We start from the raw sequence: 23,987 nt of genomic DNA on the forward strand, positions 1-23,987 counted from the left end.
GCACTACCTCAACAGCTCTTCTTCCCGCTTGATCAGCGGACGCAATTCCCTGAGTGCTTTGTAGAGTTGGCCACTTAAGATTAGCTTACTAATCTCGCCGATCGGATCGCGGTAGCTCGGCACTGCTTCGATCAGATCCTTGATGAAACCGAGATAGAGTTCCTGATAGGCGGGTATGTCGTTCTCCAGATACATCATCTGAACGCAGAGATAGATGCGCTTCACCGGCGTATTTGCGGTCTCAGCGGTCAGGATATCCTTCTCGCGCAGGATCGGCGCATCGCCATCGATCAGGAATGCCGTACGCGTCTCGGAATTCGTGATGACGCTTTGCCCGATGATGATTCGCTCGCCGGGTTTCAACTCGACTCGCAATGGCATTAGTGCCTCCTCTGGTGGCCCCACGCGGGAGCTGGAAAATACGACGGCTTGGCCTTTAATACCACCCAGCCATGAATGCGCGTCCGGCCGCTCGGCGCTCAGGATCGATCCCCCAGGCTACGAAAAACGGCGGGGTCCCCCCCGCCGTTAAAATATTCGCCCGCTGCATCAGACTTACTGGAGCAGCTTGAGCACACTCTGCTGCGACTGGTTGGCGAGTGCCAGTGCCGATACCGCGATCGACTGGCGGGTCGACAGCGCCTGGCTGTTGGCCGCCTCCTCATTGGTGTCGGCGAGCGTCAGGTTGGACGAACCGGTCTGCAGCACGTTGATCAGGTTCTTGGCGAATTCCTGACGGATCTGCACGATCGAGAGATTCGAACCCAGGGCCGACGCCTGTGAGCGCAGGATCGAGCTCGCAACATTGAGTGACGAGAGCGTGGTGTTCGCCGAGGTGTTGTCCAGGAAGTCCGAACCTGAGCTGAGCTTGCCGAGGCCGAGGCCAGCCGGCGTCAGCGTGGTGCCCTGGATGTTGAGCGTCGACTTCCCGGTCTCATTGAACACCAGCTTGAGCTGATCGCCACCAAGCAGGTTGATGCCGTTGAACGAGGCGTCCTGCGACGTCGTGGTGATCTGATCGATGATGTTGTTGTATTGCGCAATCAGATTGGCACGCGAGGTCTGCGAGGCAAAATTCTGTACCGGATCGGTCGCCGTAAGACCGCTGAAGAGTTCACCCGGCGCAGCGGCGGTGCCGCCGATGGCGCCGATCTTCGAGGATGCAGCGTCGTTGGACGTGGTGATCGTAATGAAGCCTTTCGGATCGATCACGGCCTGGAGGTTGTTCGGCGCCAATGCAGCATTGAGCTGCGCCAGCGTGGAGACCTGACCGGCCGCCTTGCCGAAAGTGATGTTAGTCGGGATGCTCGACGAATTGGTCGCGGCGATCGTCAGCGTGAGCGACGGCGGGCCACCGAGTGCGGTCGGGCCTTCGGCGCGCTTCTGCTTGACGGACGTGCCAAGCCCCAATGAAGCCAGGGCAGAAGTATTCGAGCTCTGGATGTCCAGATCCTCCGTCACGCCAGTGTTCAGCGTGATAGCACCCGTCGCACCAATCGAGGATGCCGGCGTGCCACCCGACAACGCGTCGATCTTCGCCAGCAACGTGGAGACATCGTCGGTGATGTTGATTTCATTCGGGCCCGCCGCGCCGGAAGCGCGGAACGTCAGGCTCTTGCCGTTGACCGTAATGGTATCGTTTACGGCAAAGCTGGTCCCGATCGAATCGGTATTGGCCCCGCCCGAAAGTATGGTGGCCCCGGTGATCGGGGTCGCGACCGTCAGCTTGCTGTTTGCAGGGGTTCCCAAGAATGTCGCGTTGGCCGGATCTGGTGTTCCGAGCAGATTATCCGCGGTCGCACCGGGGTTGATCGGCGTCGTTATTGTGGACTTGCTGTCATAGCCGACCGGAATCTGAAGCGCCTGATTGGCGATGGACTTGGCGGTATCCACCAGCTTCTGCAGCGAGGTGATGCCGGTATTGGCCGCCTGCAGCACCTGTACGCCGTTGCCGATGCCGTCGAGAAGATTGTTGATGTCGCCGGCGCGGCTATCGAGGCCTGCTGCCGTGAAGAAATTGGTGGGATTGTCGAGGGCCGTATTGACCTTCTTGCCGGTCGCGAGACGGTTCTGCGTGGTCGACAGGAGATCCGCCGTCGATTGCAGCGACAGCAGGTTCTGGCGAACCGAGGCCGATAGAACGATGCCTGACATGTGGAAACCTTTTCCTGTTCCCTGCGCAGACGACCTTCGGGTCGCACAAGCGCTTGGTGCATCTGACGAGGCCTTCCTCGCCGCGACGCTGCCGGTTGAATTTGACGCCCTTCTGGAAGAGGAATCTCGGTTCGCCTAACGACGATGTCCGGATTAACGCGGCCGATTCTCGACCTACCTGCTTCCTAAACAGGACCGATTATGCGGCCGTACACCTTAAATTAAGGTTAACATCGTCTTAAGAGCTTGCCGGAGGCTTGCAGCGACGCGCAAAAAGGCCCGGAAACGGAGGTTTCCGGGCCAGAGGCGTTGTCGGCTGTGTCGCAATCGTGTCCCGGATGCGATGCGGCATTCTTATGCCGCTTCGCAGAGCCGGGACCGCCAAAAGCCAAGCCGGATACGGTCGCGTTCTGCGATGCAGCGCAAAGAGCGCTGCAGCGCGCCCGGGACAAGATCGACAAACGCAAAAACGGCGGGGTTTCCCCCGCCGTTTCCTAGGATGGTCGTCAGTCTGTTCCGATTAACGGAGCAGCTGGAGCACGCCCTGCTGCGACTGGTTGGCCAGCGACAGCGCGGAGACGGCGATCGACTGACGGGTCGACAGCGCCTGGCTGTTGGCGGCCTCCTCGTTGGTGTCGGCGAGGGTCAGGTTCGAGGCGCCGGTCTGCAGCACGTTGATCATCTGCTTCGAGAAGTCCTGACGCATCTGAACGACCGAGAGGTTCGAACCGAAGGCCGAAGCCTGCGAACGCAGCGTGGAGCTGGCGTTGTTCAGCGAGGTCAGGATCTTGTTGGTCGCAGCGTTGTCCAGGAAGTCGGTGCCCTTGGTCAGCGACTGCAGACCCAGGCCGGCCGGATCGAAGGTCACGCCCGTGATGCTCAGCTTCGACTTGCCCGTTTCGTTGAAGGTCAGGGCCAGCGTGTCGCCGTTGAGCAGGTTGACGCCGTTGAAGGATGCGTCAGCCGCGGTCGTCTTGATCTGGTCGATCACCGTGTTGTACTGCGCCACCAGGCTCGAACGGGTGTTCTGAGCGTTGACGTCAGCCACCGGACCCGAAGTGTTCAGCGCACCAAACAGCTTGCCTGCGCCTGTCGCCGTGCCGCTGATGATGCCGCTCGCCGAGAGATCGAACGAAGCTTCATCATTCGTAGTCTGGATCGTCAGCTTGCCAGCGGTGTCGATCGAGGCCTGCAAGTTGCTGGTTGCCAGCTTCTTGTTCAGGTCGTCGAGCGTGTTGACTTGGCCGGCGCCCTTACCGAAGGTGATGGTCTGCGGAGCGCTGCCATCGATTGCACCGATCGTCAGCGCCTGACCAGCCTTCGAGCTGGTCGCAGCAGTGGTGCCGGCCGTGAGGCCCACCTTGGCAAGTGCAGTACCGCCGAGGGTGATGCTGCCCGTAGCGTTGCTGTTTGTCAGCGTGAGCTGGTTACCCGTGATCGTCGCAGCGGCGGTGCCACCACCAAGAGCTGTCTTGATCGCAGCGGTCAGATCATCGGTGGTCGCAGCGGTGGTCGCGGTCGTGTTCAGGTTGATGGTGCCATCCGGATCAGTCGTGGACGCAGCGGTACCAGCACCAGCAGCCGTGATCTTGATCGTCGTACCGTTGACGACGAGCGTATCGCCAGAAGCGAAGGAACCACCGGCTGCCGTCGTAAGGCTCGACGCAGCAGCAAGCGTACCGGTAGCGGTGCCGGTCAGCGTGGCAGCCGTATCCGGGGTGCCGAGCAGGTTGTCAGCAGTGGCGCCAGCGATCGTCGCGGAGAACTGCGACTTGGTCGAGTAGCCCGAGGTCGCCTGCAGCGCCTGGTTGGCGATCGACTTGGCCGAGTCAACCAGCTTCTGCAGCGAGGTGATGCCGGTGTTCGCGGCCTGGAGGATCTGCACGCCGTTGCCAATACCATCAAGCAGGTTGTTGATGTCGCTGGCGCGGTTGTTCAGGCCTTGGGCCGTGAAGAAGTTGGTGGGATTGTCGAGCGCCGAGTTGACCTTGTTACCGGTCGCAAGGCGGTTCTGGGTGGTGGAGAGAAGATCAGCGGTCGACTGCAGCGAGAGCAGGTTCTGGCGAACGGACGCGCTAAGGGTAATGCCGGACATGTTTGATACCTTCCTGGTAAACACAACTAGACGACCTTCTTGGTCGGTTCCGGGAAGATGCTCCCACAGGCTCTAACAATCCGTAAAACAACCCACGCAATCCTGCGGAATCCGTTGTTTTGATACGGTTTCTTGCTGCATCTGCGCACAGCAGCTGACGCAGCGCATGCGATGCGTGATGTCGCTGATATCAAACGATTTTGTTGAGGCGCTCCGCCGTCACGACTTCAGACTGGCGGTAACCTGGAACGTTGCGAGGCCGAAACGGCCTCGCACGTCTTTAAAGAAACTTAACCAAACTCATCTGGTACAGCGTCGATGTCGTTTGATACGACGCCTGCAGCGCGGTCTGCAGTGCCAGGATCTTGGTCGCGACTTCGTCGTTATTGATGCCCTCGATACTGGAGAGCATGGTCTGCGCCATCGCCTTGGTCTGGGTCTGACGATCGGTGGTCGACTTGATCGCCGCCTGCGCACCGGCAAAATCGGCCTGGATGTTCTCGACGCTCTGCTGGCCGGGCACGTCGGCCAGATTGTTCGCCACGCGCTGGTTCAACGCCGCAATCTGCGCGTTCGCATCCTTGGCATAGTTCGCATCGGTCAGTTTGTTCGGATCGACGGCAAAGGCCGCAAATACCGCAACCGTCTGCAGCTGATTGCGCAGCGCCTGCTCGTCAGCGCGCGCGCCGTACTGCACATTGATCGAGGTATCGATCTGCGACACGGCCGATCCACGGGCCGGACCATTGGCCGCCGTGTCCGGCTCGCCGCGATACCAGATCACTGTATTGGTCGCATCGCCCGCGACCAGCGTGGTGGCGGAGCCGATCGGCGTCGAGCCGACGCGCAGCGGCGGTTGATCGAAGAAATTCTCGCCGGCCTCGATCGCCGAGGCGGCGACCATCGGACCATTGGCGAGATCCTTCATCGCGCCGCCGAGCGCGGTGTTGAGATTGGCCGCGGTCGCGGTGCTGTCGGCGCCGATCGCAAAACTGCCCGCCGGCAGCGGCGTCTTGTCCGACGCCGTCAGCACGATGTCTTCCGTGGTTCCGTCTGGCATCGTGAAAGTAAACTTCACCTGATCGCCGACCGCGGGATTGGTGGCTCCGAGATCGACCGACATGGACTTCTGCGCCGGTGCGCCGGACGGATCGACCGGCTGCGTCACCGTCGCGCCGGCAATCGTCGTCGAGACGCCGGTCACCTTCATGCCGAACGGCTGCGCCGCCGCGGGCGGCAACGGCGTCGTATCCTCTTCGGTGATGACCACCGAGGTTGCCGGCACGCCGATGGCGCTGCCGACGCGGCCATTCCCGTTGACACCGAGATCCGCGGTCTTGCGTTCCGCGATCACCTGCTTGAGGCCGGCGATGTTCGCACCGTTGCCGTTCATGATCTGGTCGGCCGGCGCGACAGGCGCCGTATCGGTGGCACGGCCGGAGAACAGATAGCGGTCACCCGAGCGCGCATTGAGCATGTCGACGCTATCGAAGAAGTCGAGTGAAGCCGTCTTCTGCCCCGGTGTCTGACCGGTATTGTCGAAACTGCCGCCCGCGCTGACAGCAGCGCCCTTCACTTCCGTGCCGATGGCGACGAGCCGCTGCAACGACAGATTGGCGACGCCGATCCGGGTGTTGAGATTGGTTGCCGTATCCGCATAGGACGCGACGGCGCTGATCTGCGCGCGCAAGGCGATCGACAGGCTGCGCCCGCTGCCGAGCCCGGCATAGGTGTTGGCGACCTTGCCGCTCGACAGTTGCTGCGTCAGCGTATCGAGCTGATTGCGCAGATCGAGAATACCGGAGCCGATATAGGAGGTACGTCCGCCAACGCCACTGATCGTCATGACTGCCTCAGAATGCCTGCATCAGGGTTTTGTACAATTCGTTCACGGTCGACATCACGCGTGCGTTGGCCGAATAGGCGTTTTGCAGTGCCAACAGATGCGCCATCTCGTCGTCCATATTGACGCCCGACGCATCCGACATCTTCTTGTCGAGCGTGTTCAGCACGACGTTCTGGCCGTCCGACAACTGCTTCGCCGCGTCCGCGGCCGCGCCCTGCTGGCTGACGAATTGCCGCATGTAGCTGAGCAGATTTCCGGTGAACGGCGCGGCGGCACTGCCAACGCCTGTCTGTGCACCGTAGGTGAAGCTCGCATTGGTCAGCTGGTTCAGCATGAAGGACGAGCGCGTGGTGTCGCCGGCTGCCGTCGTCGAATTATAGGCGACGAGCTTCGAAGGATCGGCGATCAGCGCGTTGTTCACCGTAATGCGGCCGGCAAGACCGGTTATCTGCGATCCGCTTGTCGTGATGCCACCGGTATAGGCGGAGCCGTTGTCGGTGAACAGCGCGAATTCCGTGCTGCCATCGGCCAGCGTGCCTGGCGGCTGCGTCACCGTGGTAGACAGCGTGTTGATGGTGGCAAAGGCGGGATTGCTGGCAACCGACAGAGACGACAGCGATGAACCGCTGAAAGTGACATTGCCACCCAGCGCGCTGTTGATCTGGTTCAGGATCCCGGTGATGCCCTGCGAGAAGTCGACGCCGATCACCTTGTCATTGGGATTGGTGGTGGCCGTGTTGGACAGCGGCAGCACGTCCGGCGTATCCACACGCATCAGAGTGATCTGCTGCTGCTTGCCGGTCGCGGCATCCGTGTAAGTGAGATTGATGGTATTGCCCGAAAGCAGCTTGGACGCATCGAGCGAATAGTCGGTCGCCGGCGCGACCGGGGCCGGCGAGACCGTCGTCTTGTCGGAAAGTGCGCTCGAGATCGACGCAGCGAACTGATCGAGCTGGTTCTGCGCTTCGACCAGCGTCTTGTCGCGCAGTTCCGTATAGGCAGCGATCATGCCGGACTTGATGGCGCCGGTCGCCGTCAGATCGATCGAACCGCCATTGGGCAGGTCGATCATGACAGATCCCAGCGCGCTCTTCGACGGATCAGAACTCCATGTCGTGCCAGCCGACACGGTGCCTTGCGCATTGAAGCGCAACGTTGCCGCCTCGTTGCCGACCAGCTGCACGCCAGAGCCGGTGAACACCGTCACCTGGTTGGCGCCATTGGTGCTGACGCGAATATCCATCAGCTGCGAAAGCTGGTTGATATACTGATCGCGCTGATCCAGCAGCGCCGCCGTATTGGCATCGGTGGAGGTGCCGCCGAGCGGATTGGCCGTCAACTGGTTGTTGATGTTGGCAATCTGCTTCATCAGATTGTTGGCGGTCGTCACCGAATCCTTGATGCCATTTTCCGCCGCGCTGCGCAGGTTCTGGATGCCCTGCGTCATCGAATTCAGCTGCTGCGCAAGCGTCTGTGCAGCATTGAGCACGCCGATCCGGGCCGACGAACTGTCAGCGCTGGTCGATAGCGCCTGCACCGCAGCGGTCAGCGCATTGAACGAATATTCCAGCGAGCCGACAGAACCGGGATCGCCATAGAGACTCTGCATCTGCTGGAGATAGCTCGACTTCAGCGACGCGTAACCCGCGCCAGACATTTCGGTGCGAAGTTGCGCCAGAATATACTGATCGAGCTCGCGATTGACCCCGACGGTGCGAACGCTGCTGCCGTCGCCGGCGTTGAGCGCGACCTGATCCGTCGTCTTGCGGATGTAACCGGGCGTTTCCGCATTGGCGACATTCGAGGAGACGAGCGACAGCGCAGCCTGATTGGCACGCAGGCCGGCCATGGCGATCGAGAGTGCGGTATTCAGACTCATGACTAACTGTCGCTCTCAGGGTTCGAAGAACGGCCGCAAAAGGCGGCCTGTGGCGTTAGCGCATGACGTTCAGCAGATCCTGCACCATGGTGTTCGTCGTCGTGATGACCTTGGTGTTGGCCGAATAGGCCTGCTGCGTGATGATGAGCTTGGTGAATTCGTCGGCGATGTCGGTGTTCGACGATTCCAGCGACGAGCCCGAGATACTGCCGCCCTTGCCGTACAGCGCTTCGCCGGACTCGTTGGTCACCTCGAATGCACCGCCGTCGATCCGCTTGAGAAAGTTGGCGCCGTTGAAGGTGGCGATGCTGACTTCCGCGAGATCGATGTTGCGGCCGTTGGAGTAGCTGCCGACCACGCGGCCTTCGTTGCTCACCGAGACGCTCTTGAGCTGACCTGCGGCGTAGCCGTCCTGCTGCAACTGATTGACCTGCACATTGCCGTTGGTATCGGCGAATTGCGTCAGACCGCCGGTGCCGAACGCCATTGTGACATTGCCAAGCGACTTGCCCGACACGGTCAGACCCGTCAGCGTGAGCTGACCGATCACCGGCTGCATCTGGCCGTCGGGACCGAACTTGAAGTCGGTGCCGACATTCACCCATGCTGCCTGCCCGCCCGTCGCGGATGCATTGGTCTGGTAGAACAGGTTCCAGGTATCGGTGCCGCCCAGCGTAGCGGATTCCACCTTCGCCCAACGGAACTGCAAGCTGACCGGCGCGCCGTTGCCGTCATAGGCGGTGGTCGCGCCGCCGGCGATCGACTGATCGAGGAAGGTCTGATTGTCGCTGCCAATCACGATGCCGGTCCCCGCCGTCCCGCCGCCGGTGCGGTTGCCCAGCAGCGTGCCACTGAAGCCCATGGCCTGGAACGCCGCCACCGCGGTCGTCGAAGAACCCGCCGCAAGCGTGAAGTCGTTGGCGACGCCTGAATTAATGGTTACGACGCCGTTCGCATCGACGCTGGATGCCGGATTGGTGTTGCCGGTCAGCGTATCGATCTGGGCGAGCAGATCGCCGACCGTCGGCGGCGGCACCGAGTCCAGCTGGACAAAGGTGGTGCCCGCCACCGGCGCGGGCGCGGCGCCAGTGTAGAATTGAATGGTGTGGGTTGTCGTGGTACCCGCATTCGACGTTTTCAGGATCAGCGTATCATTGTTCGCAAAGCCGGAAGTCAGCGAGTCCGTGCCGGCAACCGTCACGAGCGAAGTGTTGGCCGAGATCGGCACCGGAGTGGTCGCAGCATTGTTGCGGGCATTGCCGGCCACGGCCTTGTTGCCGAACGGCGTCGCCGCGGTGCCGAGCACACGCGGATTCGAAATGTAGTCAGCCGGACGCAGCAACTCGGAGCCGGGAACGGCCGTCTGGTGATCGGCCGTCAGCGGATAGCTGGCAAGGTTGGCGCGGTAATCGATTTTGGTGGTCGCCTGCGACGGCAGGAAGTCGTTCTGGAAACGCAGTACTTCCGGTGTCGAACCCGCGGGGTTGCCCGTGGTCGGATCGATCTTCACGCCCTGCAGATAGTAGCCGGCGCCGTTGACGAGATAACCGTTCTTATCGAGCGAGAAGTCGCCGCGGCGGGTGTATTTGTTGACACCGTCGAAGATCGGCGTGGAGTCGGACACGTTGCCCGGCTTCTGCACGGCGAAGAAGCCATCGCCATTGATCGCCATATAGGTGGCGACCGAAGCCGACTGCACCGATCCAGCGATGGTGTTCGTGCTGCGCGATCCCGCATTCACGCTGCCCGCGAGCTGCGCGTTGGTGCCGGTGTCCGGAATGAGATCGGTGAAGCTGGTATCGATCCGCTTGAAAGCGGTGGTCTGCGAGTTGGCGATGTTGCCGGAGATGTTCTCCAGTGCATAGGAGTTCGCCCGCAGGCCCGCAACGGACGTGGTGAGAGCGCCGAAGATACCCATTACATCGTCTCCAACTTCCGGGCGGCCCACCGGGTGTTGCCAAAGTCGCGGCCGCAGTCGGAGACAATGTCGCAAGGCCCGTGCCAAACGGGATATTCGAGGCGAATCAGTGCACTAGTGAAAATGCTCCGGCTCCAGGACCGGGGCACAATTGCCTAGCAGGGAAATATTTGCCGGCCAGGTTGTCATTGCGGACCCTGACGAATTGCGGAGCAATTCATTTGGCCGAAGCAATCCAGGAAGCCACGTGAAGGAAGATTGGATCGCTTCTCGCAAGGGCTTCACGCAATGACGGAGCAGCTCTTACGTCGCCGAGGGCGTCGCCGGTTTGAACACCATGGCGAAGCCATCCATGCAATAGCGCAGGCCGGTAGGCTTCGGGCCATCGTCAAACACGTGGCCGAGATGGCCGCCGCAGCGACGGCAGTGAATCTCGGTGCGGACCATGCCGTAGCTGGTATCCTTGCGTTCGCCCACGGCATTGTCGAGCGGCTTCCAGAAGCTCGGCCAACCCGTGCCACTCTCAAATTTGGTATCGGACGAAAACAGCGGATTGTCGCAGCCGGCACAGGCGAAGATACCCTTGCGCTTCTCCTTCAACAGCGGGCTGGAGAACGGCCGTTCGGTACCCTCCTTGCGAAGGATCTCGTATTGCTGCGGCGTCAGTTGCTTGCGCCACTCCTCGTCGGTCTTCATGACCTCGAATTTTTCGTCGGAGGCAGCGCGAGCGGACGACCCCGTCAGCCATTTCAGCGACAGGAAACCGGCAATGCCAGCGGCTGTGGACAGGAGCAGACGGCGGTCGATCATAGTGGGTCTCCCTCGGTCGGGATGCGGGTCCCGTTCGTGTGAGTTACGAACCGATCGGCGAGAGGTTACGGCCGGTGCAGCAAAAATCACTCACGAAATCGCGAGCAGCTAGGCGATCGGACCGCCGGTCCCGGCACGGGCATTGGCCTCCGCCAGCCGTGCTTCGCGGATCCGTTCCCGTTCCCCTGCCCGCTCACGATAACGGGCCAGCGTGCCCTGCAGCGTCGCGACCTGACGCTGCCAGACTCCCACCCCGTGACCGACGATGCGACCCAGCCTGCCGCCCGCCCAGACCAGCTCGAACGGAGCAAACAGTCTGGTGCGATCATCGCGGGCGATCATGCCATACGCAATCAGCTGCCCGGCCATGGCCGTGGTGTTGAGCCCCTGATGGCCGAAACCGCTGGCGACCCACAGGCCCGGCCGTATCTGTCCGATCTGCGGCATGCCATGCACGGTCTGTCCCATGGCACCGCCGAAGCTCTCGGTGATGGCCACCTTGCCGAGCTGCGGAAACACCGTCGCGATCCGCCGCGCGATCTTGCGTGCAAAGCGTTCCGGCCTCGCCGCCCAGGTCGTCTCCGGACTCGACCACATCAGGCGATCGCCACCCACAACGCGGAAATGGTCCATGCCGTCGCTGTCGCTCACCGAGCCCTGAAACGCAATCGCCTCCGCCAGCCGCTCGCCGAGCGGCTCCGTGATGCCGGCATAGCGCCAGATCGGCAGCAGCGTGTCGGACAGCCGCTGCGCCGGCGAGCCGAGATGCACATTGCCGGCCAGCACCACATACTGCGCCCGCAGCTGCGCCGAGGGCGTGACGATGCGCTTCATCACGCCGGCAGCATCGAGGCTGATTGCAGGCGTATCCTCGAAGATGCGTACGCCCGCCTGCTTTGCCAGCGTCGCCAGACCCATCAGATATTTGCGGCCGTCGATCTGGAACGCTTTCGGATAATAGACGCCATGGAAGTAGCGCTGTGTCTTCAGCGCTTCGCGCACGCGTTCGATCTGCCAGCCTTCGGCCACCGTGTCGAAATCCTCGTTCAACATCTGCAGCCGCGCAATCAACTTCTCGCCGGCATCGACATTGGAGACTTCGAGCGCACCCTCGCTGAATGCAAGATCCGGAATGACATCTCCCGTCGCGCGTGCGCGGACAGCTTCAGCGCCCTGTTGTGACAGCGCCCACATCTCACGGGCGTCCTCGAGCCCGACCCGTGCAATCAAATCGGCAAGCGGCAGGCCGAAGCCCGGCGTCACCGTACCCAGCTGATGGCCGGACGCGTTCCAGCCGACATGACGGCCTTCCAGCACCGCCACGCTGGCGCCGAGCTTCGCAGCCTCCAGTGCGATCGACAGCCCGGCGAGCCCGGCGCCGATCACGCAGACATCCGTATCCAGCGGATGGGCCAGCCGCACGCGGTCCTCTTCAGCCACGTCGGGTCCAAATGTCACGCTTGCGGAAGCTACAGTCATGCCGTTTCCTACGGGCAAGTGCGGCGCTTGTCACCTTGTCCTCACGGTCCGCGTCCATTAATCCGCAATTCACCGTTAGCCAACGAATCGAGGCCCGAATGCGCCGATTGATGCTGCTCCGTCACGCCAAAACCGAAACGGATGCGCCGAGCGGCAAGGATTTCGACCGTCGCCTCGACGAACGCGGCCGTCATGACGCTCCCCTGATCGGCGCTTGGCTCAGCAGTCACCCGCCGCCCCCCGATATGGTCTGCGTCTCCACCGCAATGCGTACGCGCCAGACCTGGGATCTCGTATCGGCCGCGATGCCGTCCAACAAGCCGACGGTCGAATATGTGGATGAACTCTATGGTGCCGGCCTCGAGGAACTGCTCGCGGTAATCCGCGATGCCGCAGTGCAGGATCCGCGCCGGCTGATGTTGATCGGCCACAATCCCGGACTGCACGAAATGGCACTCGGCCTGATGATGAGCGGCAAGCAGGGCGGCGACGCCGCAGGCCGCAAGGCGCTGGCCGACAATCTGCCCACCGGCAGCCTCGCCCTCATCGACTTCGACATCGATGACTGGAACGACATCGCCTTCCGATCCGGCACGCTGGTGCAGTTCGTCAGCCCGAAACTGCTGAAGGACGACGGTCAATAAGTCGCCTGCCGCCGCGCCTCGATCGTGCTACACTCCGTCCGTCGGTGGAGGTGCAGCATGTACAAATCCATTCTGGTCCCGATTGATCTCGCCGAGATTGACATCGCAAAGCCTGCAATTGCCCAGGCCGGCCTGTTCTCCAAAACCTTTGGCGCCCGGGTACGGCTGCTCAATGTCATGCCGCTGATGCCGGTGATGCTGGCGGAATATGTGCCGGCGGATTTCGACACCCAGCAGCGCGACAGTTCGGAGCAGGCGCTCGCCGCTGTCGCCCGCGACTGCGGCATCGACGACACCCATGTGTCGAGCGTGGTGCGCCAGGGCGGCATCTATCACGAGATCCTCGAAGAGGCAGCAGCCATCAGAGCCGACCTCATCGTGATGACCTCGCACCGCCCGGCCATGCGCACTTATTTTCTCGGTTCCAATGCCGGGCACGTGGTGCGCTATGCGAAGTGCTCGGTGCTGGTGGTGCGGCAGGCTCCGGCTCTCCCGTAAGGGCGGCAGCTACGTCACCAGCAAATCGTCCGGCATGCGATCGAATGTATAGCCGCGCGGCCTGTTGCGGCGAAGGAATGCCCCGATCTGCCAGCCGACCAGAGCGCTGAAACCGAGGATAAAGGCCGCCCCGGCAAATTCGCCGATGAACAGCGCGCGCAGCAGCAACGCCGCCATGGCCAGGCCGAAAAGGACCAGTGCGGCCACGATTGCTTTGTAAGTGACGGGCCGCACGCCGGCGCAGAGCACCGCGGTGCTGCCCGCTGCAGCCAGGCGGCGATGCAGATTGACGATGAATGGCACGTAGCCCGGCTGCGGCTTCATCAGCGCCACCGTCTGTTTGGACGCCGAGAAGAACCGCAGGCGCTGCCCGTTGCTGTGCCGGAGCTCCGCCAGATAGCGGTTGTGCTGCATGCCCATCGGCCGGTACGACAGACGTACCGACGCGATGTCGGCATAGGCCCACACGCCGGAGCGCCGGCCAATCTGCCAGGCGAGGCCATCGTCGGTCAGTTCGAACCGATGCGCGGGGCCGATCAGCGAGGCGCGGTAGACATAGACAAGTCCCGAGCCGGCATCGTTATTCGGCAACTTGAACAGGGATGTCAGCACATCGGCTCTCCGGGACCGCCGCTTGCTTGCGCGGGCATCTGTCCCTTACAAGCTCCTCATGGCCGAGACGACCATTTTTCCGCGCCGCCTGGTTCTGGCGGGCGCGACGATTTCCGGGGTGATGCTGGCGCTCGCCGTGCATATGCTCGGCCAGCGTTTCGGCCTTGATCTCGGAGGCCTGTGGTACAACGACCCCGCCAATTTCATGCCGGCCGGCTCGGCGATCGCCTGGTGGCTGATCGCCGCGATGGGTTTTGTCAGCGGCTATGTCACCGCCAATCTGATGGACAGCGCCGCCTCCGGCCGCATGCCGCGCCGCATGCGTCACGTCCTGATCGGCATCGGCGTGCTGGTGCTGGCGGGCGCCGGTCAGGCAGCGTCAGCGCCCAATGCGATTCCGACCGCATCGGGCGTCGTCGCGGGCCTCATCGCCCTCGTCCTGGGCGGCATCATGGCCTTTTGCGGCGCGCATTTCGCGCTGAAGCGCACTTAAAAAAGTCGCGCGGGCGCTCACCCGCGCAAGTTCGTTAGGTAACCGCCCGCAAACTAGCTCGCCGCGCGCAGATTGACCTTGCCTTCCGCCAGCGATGTCAGCTTCGCATCGGTCTGCTTCTCCTCATCCAGCGTCTTCTGCAGAACCGCCGCGCAGTCATCGCGGCCAAGCTGGCGGGCCCAGGCGATCAAGCTGCCATAGCGCACGATCTCATAATGCTCGGCCGCCTGTGCCGCATTGATCAGCGCAGCATCCAGGACACGCTTGTCGGCGACTTCGCCGGCGGTCTCGTCGGCTTCCTGGACGATACCGTCAATGGCCGGACAGGTGACCGCCTTGACTTCGGCACCATGCATCTTGAACACCTGTTCGAGGCGCTGCACATGCACCTCGGTCTGTTTCAGATGGTCTTCGAAGCCCTGCTTCAACGCCGGCTCGGTGGCCTTGCCGGCCATCTTCGGCAGCGCTTTCAGAAGTTGCTTCTCGGCATAGTAGATGTCCTGCAGCTGGTGCACGAACAGGTCATCCATCGTCTTGATGTCACGGGTGAACAATCCCATGGTCATATCCCTCAGTCAGGAACGAAACCGCCCCGGCGCACGAACGGCACCACCCCGGAATGGGGCGGTAACTGCCGCTCATTGTGTCGTTTAGCCGCGTCTCATTCGGTTGCAGATACCACCGCCAACCGGCCACTTCGGGACATGTTCCGCGCGTCGAACGTCATTGCTATGGAACGTGAGGCTTTCAGGCCTATATCAGGATGGAAGCAATAACCCGATTTACAGTGCAGATTCAGACCGATTGCAGCCGCGGCGCGAATGTGACGAGATCGCGGCTCCGGTATTAACGCTGGCGTTGTCAAGGGCTGCACAATCAGGCGTTTTTGCCGTAAGGGTTTGATCGAGATACATGAACGTCGCGTATGAGTGAATCGGCCAGCGTCTGCCCCATGCAAGGAACGGCTTTCCCTTTGTTCGCGCTCCGCCGGGAGGACGAATGTTTCGATTGCTGACCGCGCTCGGGCGCGGCTTCAAGCAGCATGTCGGCTGGAAACGGCTGGGTGTTGTAGCGAGCCTGATCGTCATCGGCCTTGCCATCTGGCATTTGGTCACGACGCTGAAAGGCCTTAACGCCGCCGATATCCTGGCGGCCATGGCGGCCAAGTCCACGATGCAGATCGCCCTGGCGACGCTGTGCGTGATCGGAGCCTTCTGCACGCTCACCTTCTACGACTATTTTGCGCTGAGAACGATCGGCAAGAAGCATGTTCCCTATCGTATCGCCGCCCTGTCGAGCTTCACCAGCTACACGATCGGCCATAATCTTGGCGCGACGGTCTTCACCGGCGGCGCGATTCGTTTTCGCATCTATTCGGACTATGGCCTCACCGCCATTGATGTCGCCAAGATCTGCTTCATTTCCGGACTGACCTTCTGGCTCGGCAACTGCTTCGTGCTGGGCATCGGCATGGTGTGGCATCCGCAGGCGGCATCGGCCATCGACCAGTTGCCCGACGCCTTCAATCGCCTGATCGGCCTCGCCTGCCTCGCCGGCATTGCCGGTTATCTGGTCTGGATTTCGACCGGCAAGGAGCGCCGCCAACTCGGCCAGAACGGCTGGAAGGTCGTGCTGCCGTCGGCACCACTGACGCTGCTGCAGATCGCCATCGGCGTGATCGATCTCGGCTTCTGCGCGCTGGCCTTTTATCTGCTGATGCCCGACGCCCCACATGTGGATTTTGTGTCGGTCGCGGTGGTGTTCATTCTCGCCACCCTGCTTGGCTTTGCCAGCCATGCGCCGGGTAGCCTCGGCGTGTTCGACGCCGCCATGCTGGTGGCCCTGCCGCAATTCAAGCAGGAAGAACTCATCGCCACCGTGGTGATGTTCCGCATCCTGTATTTCATGATCCCCTTCGCGATCTCGATCTGCATCATGGGCACCCGCGAGCTATGGCTCAGCGTGATCAAGCCGTGGCATCACCGCAAGCTGAACGGCTCGGCCGACGAGCGCCGGAGCGGCGAACCGGCCGCAGTGATCGTGCATCGGCAGCCACTGAAGCGTCAGTCGCAGGGGTGAAGACCCCGTAGGGCGGATGAGCCGAAGGCGTAATCCGCCGTTCTTTGCCCCATAGATTCGGCCGGCGGATTACGCCTTCGGCTCATCCGCCCTACATATTTCTGCGTTTCAACTCCGCGGAACGCGTCCGGCATGCTAGGCGTTTCTTACTTCCGCCCCATACGTGACGTTCAACCCCGCCATGGCCATCGCTTTTTTCAGACGTTCATTGCTCGTCGCCGCCACGCTTGCCGGCACGCTGGCGGCTTGGCCGGTGCACCGGGCCGCGGCTCAGACGGGCGCCGCCAACATCCAGATCTCCTGGGAAGTCCGCAACCGCTTTCGTCTGTTTCGCGAGGAGCGCGACTTTCAGCTTCACGTCGATTCCATGCGCAATCGCAGCGTGTTGGCCTCCGAGCAGGCGTTGGGCATCCAGAGCGACGGTCGCGGCTGGGCGCGCAATACGGTCAACCGGCTGTGCATCGATCTTGCCGGCAAGGTCAGCGAGCCCTGCATGCGCGAAGGCACCCGAGAAAGCTATCTGACGCCGTCCGATCACCCAGTCACCGTCCGTCTCACAGGCGAAGTGCCGGTCGGCGCTGTCTGCGCCTGGACTTTTGACGACGGCGAGGGTCCGCGCCAGTCCACACTCGACTGCGCAGAGCCAATCAACTTTCGCGCCCTCTATGGCCGCCGCACCGTCGCGACGGTGGACGTCTCCAGCGGTGACGGCCCGATGCGTACCTCCACGGATATCGTGGTGCGCGATATCCTGATCGCCGGCCTCGGCGACTCCATCGCCTCCGGTGAAGGCAATCCGGATCGTCCCGTCGCGTTGTCGGACGACGGCTTCTGCTTCCGCTCTTACTCGGGCGGGCCGACAGCGCAGTATTACCGACCGAGCCGCGCCGCTTTCAAAGGTGGCCGCTCCTGCGATTCCTATGAATCCCTGCAAGCCTGGCAGCGCGCCGGTGCCCAGTGGCTCAACGCCGCCTGCCATCGCTCGCTCTACAGCTACCAGACCCGCGCGGCTCTCGCGCTCGCCGTTCAGTACCCCCATATCGCCGTCACCTATCTGCCGCTTGCCTGCTCCGGCGCAACCATTCCCGATGGCCTGCTCGGCAGTCAGCGCGCCCGCGAATGCCTGACCACGAAGAATGCCTCGACCTGCGCCGGCAGCGTCAACGGGCAGGTCGCCGAACTGCGCGAGGCGATGGGCGCCGCCAAGCGTCGCCAGCCCAATCGCCGGCTCGATCTGGTCTTCCTGTCCATCGGCGCTAATGACATCGACTTCTCCGGCCTCGTCGCCGACGTGATCGTCGAAAACGGGACCGAGCGCACGCTGTTCAAGCGCGCCGGTCTGCTCGGCTCCGTGGAAGATTCCCGCAACGCTCTGGTGCGCGATCTGCCTGCGGCCTTCGGCAAGCTGCGCGAACAGCTCAAGCCGCTGGTCGGCGGCGACATGGGCCGCGTGGTGTTCGCCGCCTATGCCAATCCCGCGCTCGTCAATGGCGGCGCCTGCCCCGGCGGCCCCGGCGGCTTCGACGTGCATCCGTCGTTCTCCGCCGATCCGCGCCGCCTCGCCAACGTCACCAGCTTCGTGGATCGGGAATTTCTGCCGAGGCTGCGCTCCATCGCGCTGTGCGAGGGCGGCGTGCTGTGCCGTAATCCAGAGGCCGATCGCATGACCTTCGTCGATGCGCATCAGCAAACCTTCGCCAATCACGGCTTCTGCGCCCGCGGATCGAACGACCCCGAATTCGACCGCGCCTGCTTCTCGCCCAAGGGCGACAGTTTCGTAAGCAGCTTGGTGGAAGCCGCGCAGCAACCGATGGTGTGCGGCCGCGGCGCCAGCGAATTCCGCGCCTATCTGCCACGGGCCCGCTGGATTCGTGACGCCAATGACAGTTACTTCGCCGCGATGACCTATCCGCAGGGATACTCCGCCGCAGTGCAGCCGGCGGATATCCACGACGCCACCTGGGGCGTCCTCTCCGCGGTCTATGGCGGCGCGATCCATCCGACCGGCGAAGGCCATGCGGCAATGGCCGACGCAGTGGTGCCGGCGGCAGCAAACGTGTTGCGGCTCGGTGCGGAGGCGGAAGTCTCGCAAGAGCCGTTGGCGCCGGTTCAGCAGTGAGGCTCAGCCGTAGGGCGGATGAGCCGAAGGCGTAATCCGCCGGCCGCGTTCGTTGTTAAACTTCCGCGCCGGATTACGCGGCGTTTATCATCGGGCACGCTTCGCGCGCCCGATGGCTAATCCGCCTTACGGCTGCGGGCTACACTGCGGCTGGCCCGCACGCGCCGGCAATCTTATCCCGAAGATCACAAAGCTGATCACCGCCAGTATCCACACGCTCACGCCGCCATAGAGCAGCACCCAGCCAAAACCATCCGTCAAAGCCCGATGGATGACGGCATCCGGCACGTTGCGCTCGGACGCAATCGCCGTGCCCGCAGCGACACTTTCCGCGATCGATCGCAACACGCCGGCATCGATCATCCCCGGCATAGCCACCTTCAAAGACGCGCGAACGCCCTCGACAAGGATGAGTCCCATCAGCGCGATATTGATCGCCAGCGAAATCATGCGCGCGCTCATATCGATACCCGATGCCATTCCTGCGCGCTCGGGCGCCACCGCCCCCGTTGTCGTATTGGTCACCGGCGTATTGGTCATGCCCAGACCGACGCCGGCGAGAATGCAACCGGGCAACATGGTCAGCCAGCTTGCATTCTCAACCGAACTGCCGAGCTTCATCAGCATGAAGCCAAGCCCGATTGCGAACAGGCCCAGCGGAATGATCAGGCCCGCGTGATAACGAAGCGCTAGGCGCTCGGCCACCGGCGGCACCACCAGCGTCGGCAAAGTGTAAGCCAGCAACGACAATCCCGCGCCAACGCTGTCATAACCGAGCCCCGCCTGGAAGTAGATCGGCAGATAAATCATGAACGGCCAGAAGCTGAAATTCATCGCCATCGACCCGATCAGCGCGCCGGAGAAATTCCGGATCCGGAACACACTGAAATCGAACATAGGCCGCGGGCTGACCCGCTCCGCGACGATGAAGCCAATGAAGCTTGCGATGAACACAGCCATCACGGCGAAGGCTGCCCCACTGTCGAAACCGAGGTCGGGCCCCTGTGTGATGAAGAATGCGAGACAGAACACCGCCAGCGACAACGTGACGATGCCCCCAAGATCGAGACTGCTGGCGCCCGGATCGCGCGACTCTCGAACACCGCTCGCTGCGAGGAACAGCGAGACGACGCCCAGCGGGACGTGAACCAGAAACACCCACTCCCAGCTGAGCAGAGCGACAATCGCACCGCCGATGATCGGGCCGAAACCGAGACCGATGCCGAAGATGATCCCCCACCATCCGAACGCGATGGCACGCGCACGGCCGGCCTGAAACTGATGCGACAGTACGGCGATCTGGCAGATCAGCATCGCGCCACCGCTCATGCCCTGCAGAAACCGGGCGACGATCAGCACCGACGCATCGCGCGCCAGGCCACAGACCAGCGACGAGGCCGCAAATGCGACGATCGCACCGATATAGACCCGCTTGCGTCCGTAGCGGTCGGCCAGCGCGCCGGTGGCCATCAGCACGGTCGTGACCGCGATCGTATAGGCGTTCATGACCCATTGCAGTTGCTTGAAGTCGGCGCGCAGCACCGTTTCCAACGTCGGCAGGATCGCGGGAATGCTGGAGATCTCCAAGCCGAACATCAGGGAGGTTAGACAGACGGCCGCCAAAGCCAGCGTGCCCTGTCGGGAATCGGAATGCATGTTGTCGCCTTTCGCTTCAGTTCGGGCGCAACATAGGCAGCGATTGACCATCCGATAACAGCATGATTGAATATTTCAGAGACAACAAATCCGGATAAATGATATGAGCGCTCTGGACGTCGAGGCCGTACAGGCCTTCGTCACCATCGCCAATCTCCAGAGTTTTACCCGCGCAGCGGATGCGCTGGGCACGACTCAGGGGGCGATCAGTGTGAAGCTGAAGCGGCTGGAAGAACGTCTCGGCCACAAGCTGATCGAGCGCACGCCGCGACTGGTCCGGCTGTCGGCGCAAGGCGCGGTGTTCGTCGAAGCCGCCCGCGAGTTTCTGGCCGCGCATGACCGCGCCCTCTCTGCACTGACCTCAACGCGTCGCCGCTTTACCCTGGGCATCGCCGCACATGTGGTGGGGCCGGAGGTGCCGACCCTGCTGGCGCGGCTCAATGCGCACGACCCCTCGCTGACCATCGAGGTGCGGCTCGACAATTCACCCAAACTGCTGGAGTCCTTCGATCGCGGCGAGATCGATGCGGCGATCATTCGCCGGGAAGAAGATCGCCGCGACGCCGAGGTGCTCGCGCCGGAAGACTTTGGCTGGTTCGCCGCACCGGATTTCGAACACCGTCCGGGCGAACCGCTTCGCCTCGCTGCCCTGTCGCCGCTCTGCGGCGTGCGCGACATCGCCATCCACGCGCTGGACGCAGCCGGCATCCCGTGGACGGAGGTCTTTCTCGGCGGCGGATCGTCGGTGGTTGCGGACGCCGTATCGGCAGGTCTGGCGACAGCGGTGTTCTCATGCCGCGTCGCACCGCCCGGCACCCTCGAAGTCAGCAGGAAGTTCGGCCTTCCGACATTGCCCTCGTCGGAAATCGTGCTGCTCTCGACATTGTCGGATCAGCAGTCGCGCAAGGCGCTGCGCACCATCGCAGCAGCGTTCCGCGAACATCGCAGCACGGCTGCATGAATAACAAAGGGTGGGCAAAACGCCATCGCGTTCGGCCCACCCCAAATGCTGAAACCGATCAGCGCTGCGGCTGCTGCACTTGCGCCGCGCTGGCCTTCCGCATCGGCTGCGGCTTCGCCGTGACGCTTCCCACCGTCGGCGTCTGCTTCGCCGCCACCGTCTGGTTCGGGAAATACTTCGCCGTCACGCTCGGATCGAGCGACGCCATCTGCGCATCGGGCAGACGATACCAGGTCTCGTCCTTCCCGAGCAGCGCAATGCCCCAATAGCCGCGCACCGTGAGCGTGCGACCATCCGGGCTGACGCTCATCTTGGCCTTGTAGACCTTGCCGTCGCGCGGATCGAGAATGTTGCCGTTCTCGTATTTCAGGCCCTGCTGCTGCATGTTGCGAATGAAAGAAATGCCCAGCACCGGCTGGTTCTTGCGGTCATCGACGCATTTGCTGCAAATCTCGTCGCCGGGCTTGTCATCGGCGCTCGGAAACGTCTTGGCGATGGCGCCCTCATAGACGCCGCCATGATCGACCATCAACACCCAGACGACGGGTTTGCCATCCTCGATTTTCTGCCAGAGACCGGCTGCCGTGGGACCTCCTGCTGCAACCTGCTCGGCGGCAAAACCGGGCGTTGCGAGCAACGTGGCAGCAGTTGCCATGACGGCAAGCTGGCGGGATCGAAACTGGATCATCAATATCCCCTTCGCAGTTCGTCGTCCGGCAACCAAGCAGTTGGACGGACTATCAATCTTGCGCGACGAAAGAGTGACCCTGGTTGATGGCTTTTGCAAGATTGCCGATCGCGCCTCGCATTTCCGTTCATTGCCGGTGCCGCAATGCTGCCACAAGAAAAGGGGGCCGGAGGTCACTGGAAGACCTCCAGCGCTTGCGGCAATCTTGAGGCGGCTGCGGCACCCGTGAGGCAGGAACCCGCTCCGTCGTCGTTAAGGAACCGTAGCGGAGGTTGGTTAACAGCAGGCTTCTATCCCAAGCCGCGCTCTTGCCTGTCGCGATCAACTACGCTGTAACCGCCGCAAGCACCTGGAGATTTTTGACGTGAATGCCCCGACCCGCGCGCCTGCGCCGATCCTTGAAGACTATCCGTTTCGCCTCACGGACAATGTGCGCTTCATGGATCTCGATCCGAACAATCACGTCAACAACGCGATCTATTCCAGCTATTTCGAGACCAGCCGGGTGATGCTCACCAAGGACCCATCTTACGGAATGACGCCGGACGGATTGAGCTGGGTGCTGGCGCGGCTCGATATTCATTTTCGTGCCGAACTGCACTGGCCGAATGTCATCGAACTCGGTACCGGCATCGAAAAAATCGGCCGTACCTCGCTGACATTCTCACAGGTGGTATTCTGCGGCGGTAAGTGCATCGCGTCGGCCAGCGCCACAACCGTGATGGTCGGACTCGCCAGCCGGCAACCGACGGCGATCCCGCCGGACGTGATCGGGAAGATGCAGCCGTGGATGATGCGGAATAGCAGCGCCGCTTGAGCGCGGCGCTCCGGTTACGCCTGGCGTTCCGGCGTGATCACCACAAGGCCGTCGAGGGCATCGGTGATCTTGATCTGGCATGAGAGACGCGAGTTCGGCTTGATGTCATAACCGAAGTCCAGCATGTCCTCTTCCATCGGGGTCGGCGCTCCGACCTTTTCCGTCCAGGCTTCGTCCACATAGACATGGCAGGTGGCGCAGGCGCAGGCGCCGCCGCATTCGGCTTCGATGCCGGGAATCGAGTTACGGATCGCGGCTTCCATCACGGTAGAGCCGGTGTCCGCATCGATGGTGCGGGTTTCGCCGGAATGATCGACAAAGTTGATTTTGGCCATGATGCTCGCACTGCCGGAAAGAAGATACGGCTGTCCTATAACGGGTCGCCCCCGACAGCGCCAGCGCTCCGCAGCAAAACCGTCATCTGCAAATGTGGGGTAACGGGGCCTCCGGCCCAGAAGCGATCAGGACCGCTTGAGAATGCCGTCGATTTCGGCGCGGGCCTCGAGCACCGCATCCGTGAGCGTCATCAACGCCTCGGCGCTATCCGTCTTGTCCCGCAGCATGTTTTCCAGCCATTCGGCCGCATCGGTGATCCGGAAGGCACCAATGGCTTCGGCCGAACCGCGCAGCTTGTGGGTCAGCTCGCCGATATTGTCCGGCATTTTCACGATCTTCTCGATCAGCTCGCTCGCCTGGGCCGCAAACATGGCCAGCACCTCGCGCTCCAGCGAGGCATCGCCCATGGTCATGCGCTTGAGGTGGTCGAAATCAAAAGGCCCGTCATCGGGGACCAGCGGCGGTGACGGCATCCATTGAACCCGTTCGAGATGAAGCGACATTGATATTGGCCCGGAATTTCCGCCGCCGGAGGTTTTGGCGACAATTTTCAGGAGCCAAACACGGAATTGGTTAACGGAACGTTCTGTGCACGATCCGGCATTCCGCCCGCATTTTGACGAAAACTCGCCACGATTCCACGGCCAATCGCGATATTCGTGGCTTAACAGATAGTTACCGGGAGAAGCCGTTAACTATCATTAAGAATGTCTTAACCGGAAGCATTTCATTCGCGCGACCAAGCCAATAGGATGTTTGCGGGAAGTAGTGGACAAGCCGAGCGACCGGCAGTCCGCGATCGTGGGACGGGGTGTATTCCGCGTCATGGCAAACGGGCCGTGACGGGGGCAGCGAACACGACTTGTGCGGAAACTTCCGTAGTGTTGCGTAACAGGGGGCGCG

General features: G+C 62.2%; 21 protein-coding genes. 7 read left to right on the plus strand and 14 right to left on the minus strand.

Annotated elements, in window-relative coordinates; translation table 11 throughout:
- Positions 1 to 3 precede the first annotated feature (3 nt).
- The 8 genes from flbT to E0H22_RS18680 form a co-directional block, all read right to left on the minus strand.
- Positions 4 to 381, minus strand: a complete 378-nt coding sequence (gene flbT / locus E0H22_RS18645; RefSeq protein WP_233022484.1) for a flagellar biosynthesis repressor FlbT — start codon at positions 379 to 381, stop codon at positions 4 to 6.
- Between the two features lie 174 nt (positions 382 to 555).
- On the minus strand, positions 556 to 2,154 hold the full coding sequence (locus E0H22_RS18650) for a flagellin N-terminal helical domain-containing protein (RefSeq protein ID WP_233022485.1): 1,599 nt from the start codon (positions 2,152 to 2,154) through the stop codon (positions 556 to 558).
- Positions 2,155 to 2,674: 520 nt separating this feature from the next.
- Positions 2,675 to 4,249, minus strand: a complete 1,575-nt coding sequence (locus E0H22_RS18655) for a flagellin N-terminal helical domain-containing protein (RefSeq protein ID WP_233022486.1) — start codon at positions 4,247 to 4,249, stop codon at positions 2,675 to 2,677.
- A 280-nt stretch (positions 4,250 to 4,529) separates the two neighbouring features.
- The gene (locus E0H22_RS18660; RefSeq protein ID WP_233022487.1) at positions 4,530 to 6,095 is read right to left on the minus strand and encodes a flagellin family protein; all 1,566 of its coding nucleotides are present in this window, start codon (positions 6,093 to 6,095) and stop codon (positions 4,530 to 4,532) included.
- Between the two features lie 7 nt (positions 6,096 to 6,102).
- Positions 6,103 to 7,974, minus strand: a complete 1,872-nt coding sequence (gene flgK / locus E0H22_RS18665) for a flagellar hook-associated protein FlgK (RefSeq protein WP_233022488.1) — start codon at positions 7,972 to 7,974, stop codon at positions 6,103 to 6,105.
- Between the two features lie 55 nt (positions 7,975 to 8,029).
- The gene (locus E0H22_RS18670; protein WP_233022489.1) at positions 8,030 to 9,892 is read right to left on the minus strand and encodes a flagellar hook-basal body complex protein; all 1,863 of its coding nucleotides are present in this window, start codon (positions 9,890 to 9,892) and stop codon (positions 8,030 to 8,032) included.
- Between the two features lie 303 nt (positions 9,893 to 10,195).
- Entirely contained in the window at positions 10,196 to 10,702 is a 507-nt protein-coding gene (msrB, locus tag E0H22_RS18675; protein WP_233022490.1) for a peptide-methionine (R)-S-oxide reductase MsrB, read from the minus strand.
- A 108-nt stretch (positions 10,703 to 10,810) separates the two neighbouring features.
- The gene (locus E0H22_RS18680) at positions 10,811 to 12,181 is read right to left on the minus strand and encodes an NAD(P)/FAD-dependent oxidoreductase (RefSeq protein ID WP_233022491.1); all 1,371 of its coding nucleotides are present in this window, start codon (positions 12,179 to 12,181) and stop codon (positions 10,811 to 10,813) included.
- A 98-nt stretch (positions 12,182 to 12,279) separates the two neighbouring features.
- Here E0H22_RS18680 and E0H22_RS18685 point away from each other — a divergent pair, with 98 nt between their 5' ends.
- Positions 12,280 to 12,825 (plus strand): SixA phosphatase family protein, encoded by a 546-nt coding sequence (locus E0H22_RS18685; protein ID WP_233022492.1) that lies wholly within the window; start codon positions 12,280 to 12,282, stop codon positions 12,823 to 12,825.
- A gap of 57 nt (positions 12,826 to 12,882) precedes the next feature.
- Entirely contained in the window at positions 12,883 to 13,323 is a 441-nt protein-coding gene (locus tag E0H22_RS18690) for a universal stress protein (protein ID WP_233022493.1), read from the plus strand.
- Positions 13,324 to 13,332: 9 nt separating this feature from the next.
- Here E0H22_RS18690 and E0H22_RS18695 read toward each other — a convergent pair whose 3' ends face one another.
- Positions 13,333 to 13,935: a hypothetical protein gene (locus E0H22_RS18695; RefSeq protein ID WP_233022494.1), complete on the minus strand. Its 603-nt coding sequence runs from the start codon at positions 13,933 to 13,935 to the stop codon at positions 13,333 to 13,335.
- Positions 13,936 to 13,993: 58 nt separating this feature from the next.
- Here E0H22_RS18695 and E0H22_RS18700 point away from each other — a divergent pair, with 58 nt between their 5' ends.
- Entirely contained in the window at positions 13,994 to 14,428 is a 435-nt protein-coding gene (locus E0H22_RS18700; RefSeq protein WP_233022495.1) for a hypothetical protein, read from the plus strand.
- 53 nt (positions 14,429 to 14,481) lie between these two features.
- On the opposite strand, the gene E0H22_RS18705 is transcribed toward E0H22_RS18700, so the two are convergent.
- Entirely contained in the window at positions 14,482 to 14,988 is a 507-nt protein-coding gene (locus tag E0H22_RS18705; RefSeq protein ID WP_233022496.1) for a YciE/YciF ferroxidase family protein, read from the minus strand.
- Positions 14,989 to 15,427: 439 nt separating this feature from the next.
- Here E0H22_RS18705 and E0H22_RS18710 point away from each other — a divergent pair, with 439 nt between their 5' ends.
- Together E0H22_RS18710 and E0H22_RS18715 are read left to right on the plus strand one after the other, a co-directional pair.
- The gene (locus E0H22_RS18710) at positions 15,428 to 16,507 is read left to right on the plus strand and encodes a lysylphosphatidylglycerol synthase transmembrane domain-containing protein (protein WP_233022497.1); all 1,080 of its coding nucleotides are present in this window, start codon (positions 15,428 to 15,430) and stop codon (positions 16,505 to 16,507) included.
- Positions 16,508 to 16,688: 181 nt separating this feature from the next.
- A complete protein-coding gene (locus E0H22_RS18715; protein WP_233022498.1) occupies positions 16,689 to 18,626 on the plus strand; it encodes an SGNH/GDSL hydrolase family protein in 1,938 nt (645 codons plus the stop codon).
- A 126-nt stretch (positions 18,627 to 18,752) separates the two neighbouring features.
- On the opposite strand, the gene E0H22_RS18720 is transcribed toward E0H22_RS18715, so the two are convergent.
- A complete protein-coding gene (locus tag E0H22_RS18720; RefSeq protein ID WP_233022499.1) occupies positions 18,753 to 20,282 on the minus strand; it encodes an MFS transporter in 1,530 nt (509 codons plus the stop codon).
- Positions 20,283 to 20,385: 103 nt separating this feature from the next.
- Between E0H22_RS18720 and E0H22_RS18725 the strand changes: the two genes are divergently transcribed.
- The gene (locus tag E0H22_RS18725) at positions 20,386 to 21,243 is read left to right on the plus strand and encodes a LysR family transcriptional regulator (protein WP_233022500.1); all 858 of its coding nucleotides are present in this window, start codon (positions 20,386 to 20,388) and stop codon (positions 21,241 to 21,243) included.
- A 58-nt stretch (positions 21,244 to 21,301) separates the two neighbouring features.
- On the opposite strand, the gene E0H22_RS18730 is transcribed toward E0H22_RS18725, so the two are convergent.
- On the minus strand, positions 21,302 to 21,931 hold the full coding sequence (locus tag E0H22_RS18730; RefSeq protein ID WP_233022501.1) for a DUF2147 domain-containing protein: 630 nt from the start codon (positions 21,929 to 21,931) through the stop codon (positions 21,302 to 21,304).
- 364 nt (positions 21,932 to 22,295) lie between these two features.
- On the opposite strand from E0H22_RS18730, the gene E0H22_RS18735 reads away from it, so the two are divergent.
- Complete coding sequence (locus E0H22_RS18735) at positions 22,296 to 22,748, plus strand: acyl-CoA thioesterase (protein WP_233022502.1); 453 nt, start codon at positions 22,296 to 22,298, stop codon at positions 22,746 to 22,748.
- Between the two features lie 14 nt (positions 22,749 to 22,762).
- Here the strand turns inward: E0H22_RS18735 and E0H22_RS18740 are convergent, their stop codons facing one another.
- Positions 22,763 to 23,083, minus strand: a complete 321-nt coding sequence (locus tag E0H22_RS18740; RefSeq protein ID WP_233022503.1) for a 2Fe-2S iron-sulfur cluster-binding protein — start codon at positions 23,081 to 23,083, stop codon at positions 22,763 to 22,765.
- Between the two features lie 126 nt (positions 23,084 to 23,209).
- On the minus strand, positions 23,210 to 23,557 hold the full coding sequence (locus E0H22_RS18745) for an Hpt domain-containing protein (protein WP_347340801.1): 348 nt from the start codon (positions 23,555 to 23,557) through the stop codon (positions 23,210 to 23,212).
- Positions 23,558 to 23,987: the final 430 nt, after the last annotated feature.

It is taken from the genome of Rhodopseudomonas boonkerdii, from assembly GCF_021184025.1.
GTDB classification, from domain to species: Bacteria; Pseudomonadota; Alphaproteobacteria; order Rhizobiales; family Xanthobacteraceae; genus Tardiphaga; species Tardiphaga boonkerdii.

Excerpts from the sequence above, each read along its gene's own strand:
- flbT (WP_233022484.1), bottom strand. The coding sequence starts at position 381 with ATGCCATTGCGAGTCGAGTTGAAACCCGGCGAGCGAATCATCATCGGG.
- E0H22_RS18650 (WP_233022485.1), bottom strand. The coding sequence starts at position 2,154 with ATGTCAGGCATCGTTCTATCGGCCTCGGTTCGCCAGAACCTGCTGTCG.
- E0H22_RS18655 (WP_233022486.1), bottom strand. The coding sequence starts at position 4,249 with ATGTCCGGCATTACCCTTAGCGCGTCCGTTCGCCAGAACCTGCTCTCG.
- E0H22_RS18660 (WP_233022487.1), bottom strand. The coding sequence starts at position 6,095 with ATGACGATCAGTGGCGTTGGCGGACGTACCTCCTATATCGGCTCCGGT.
- flgK (WP_233022488.1), bottom strand. The coding sequence starts at position 7,974 with ATGAGTCTGAATACCGCACTCTCGATCGCCATGGCCGGCCTGCGTGCC.
- E0H22_RS18670 (WP_233022489.1), bottom strand. The coding sequence starts at position 9,892 with ATGGGTATCTTCGGCGCTCTCACCACGTCCGTTGCGGGCCTGCGGGCG.
- msrB (WP_233022490.1), bottom strand. The coding sequence starts at position 10,702 with ATGATCGACCGCCGTCTGCTCCTGTCCACAGCCGCTGGCATTGCCGGT.
- E0H22_RS18680 (WP_233022491.1), bottom strand. The coding sequence starts at position 12,181 with ATGACTGTAGCTTCCGCAAGCGTGACATTTGGACCCGACGTGGCTGAA.
- E0H22_RS18685 (WP_233022492.1), top strand. The coding sequence starts at position 12,280 with ATGCGCCGATTGATGCTGCTCCGTCACGCCAAAACCGAAACGGATGCG.
- E0H22_RS18690 (WP_233022493.1), top strand. The coding sequence starts at position 12,883 with ATGTACAAATCCATTCTGGTCCCGATTGATCTCGCCGAGATTGACATC.
- E0H22_RS18700 (WP_233022495.1), top strand. The coding sequence starts at position 13,994 with ATGGCCGAGACGACCATTTTTCCGCGCCGCCTGGTTCTGGCGGGCGCG.
- E0H22_RS18705 (WP_233022496.1), bottom strand. The coding sequence starts at position 14,988 with ATGGGATTGTTCACCCGTGACATCAAGACGATGGATGACCTGTTCGTG.
- E0H22_RS18710 (WP_233022497.1), top strand. The coding sequence starts at position 15,428 with ATGTTTCGATTGCTGACCGCGCTCGGGCGCGGCTTCAAGCAGCATGTC.
- E0H22_RS18715 (WP_233022498.1), top strand. The coding sequence starts at position 16,689 with ATGGCCATCGCTTTTTTCAGACGTTCATTGCTCGTCGCCGCCACGCTT.
- E0H22_RS18720 (WP_233022499.1), bottom strand. The coding sequence starts at position 20,282 with ATGCATTCCGATTCCCGACAGGGCACGCTGGCTTTGGCGGCCGTCTGT.
- E0H22_RS18725 (WP_233022500.1), top strand. The coding sequence starts at position 20,386 with ATGAGCGCTCTGGACGTCGAGGCCGTACAGGCCTTCGTCACCATCGCC.
- E0H22_RS18730 (WP_233022501.1), bottom strand. The coding sequence starts at position 21,931 with ATGATCCAGTTTCGATCCCGCCAGCTTGCCGTCATGGCAACTGCTGCC.
- E0H22_RS18740 (WP_233022503.1), bottom strand. The coding sequence starts at position 23,083 with ATGGCCAAAATCAACTTTGTCGATCATTCCGGCGAAACCCGCACCATC.
- E0H22_RS18745 (WP_347340801.1), bottom strand. The coding sequence starts at position 23,557 with ATGCCGTCACCGCCGCTGGTCCCCGATGACGGGCCTTTTGATTTCGAC.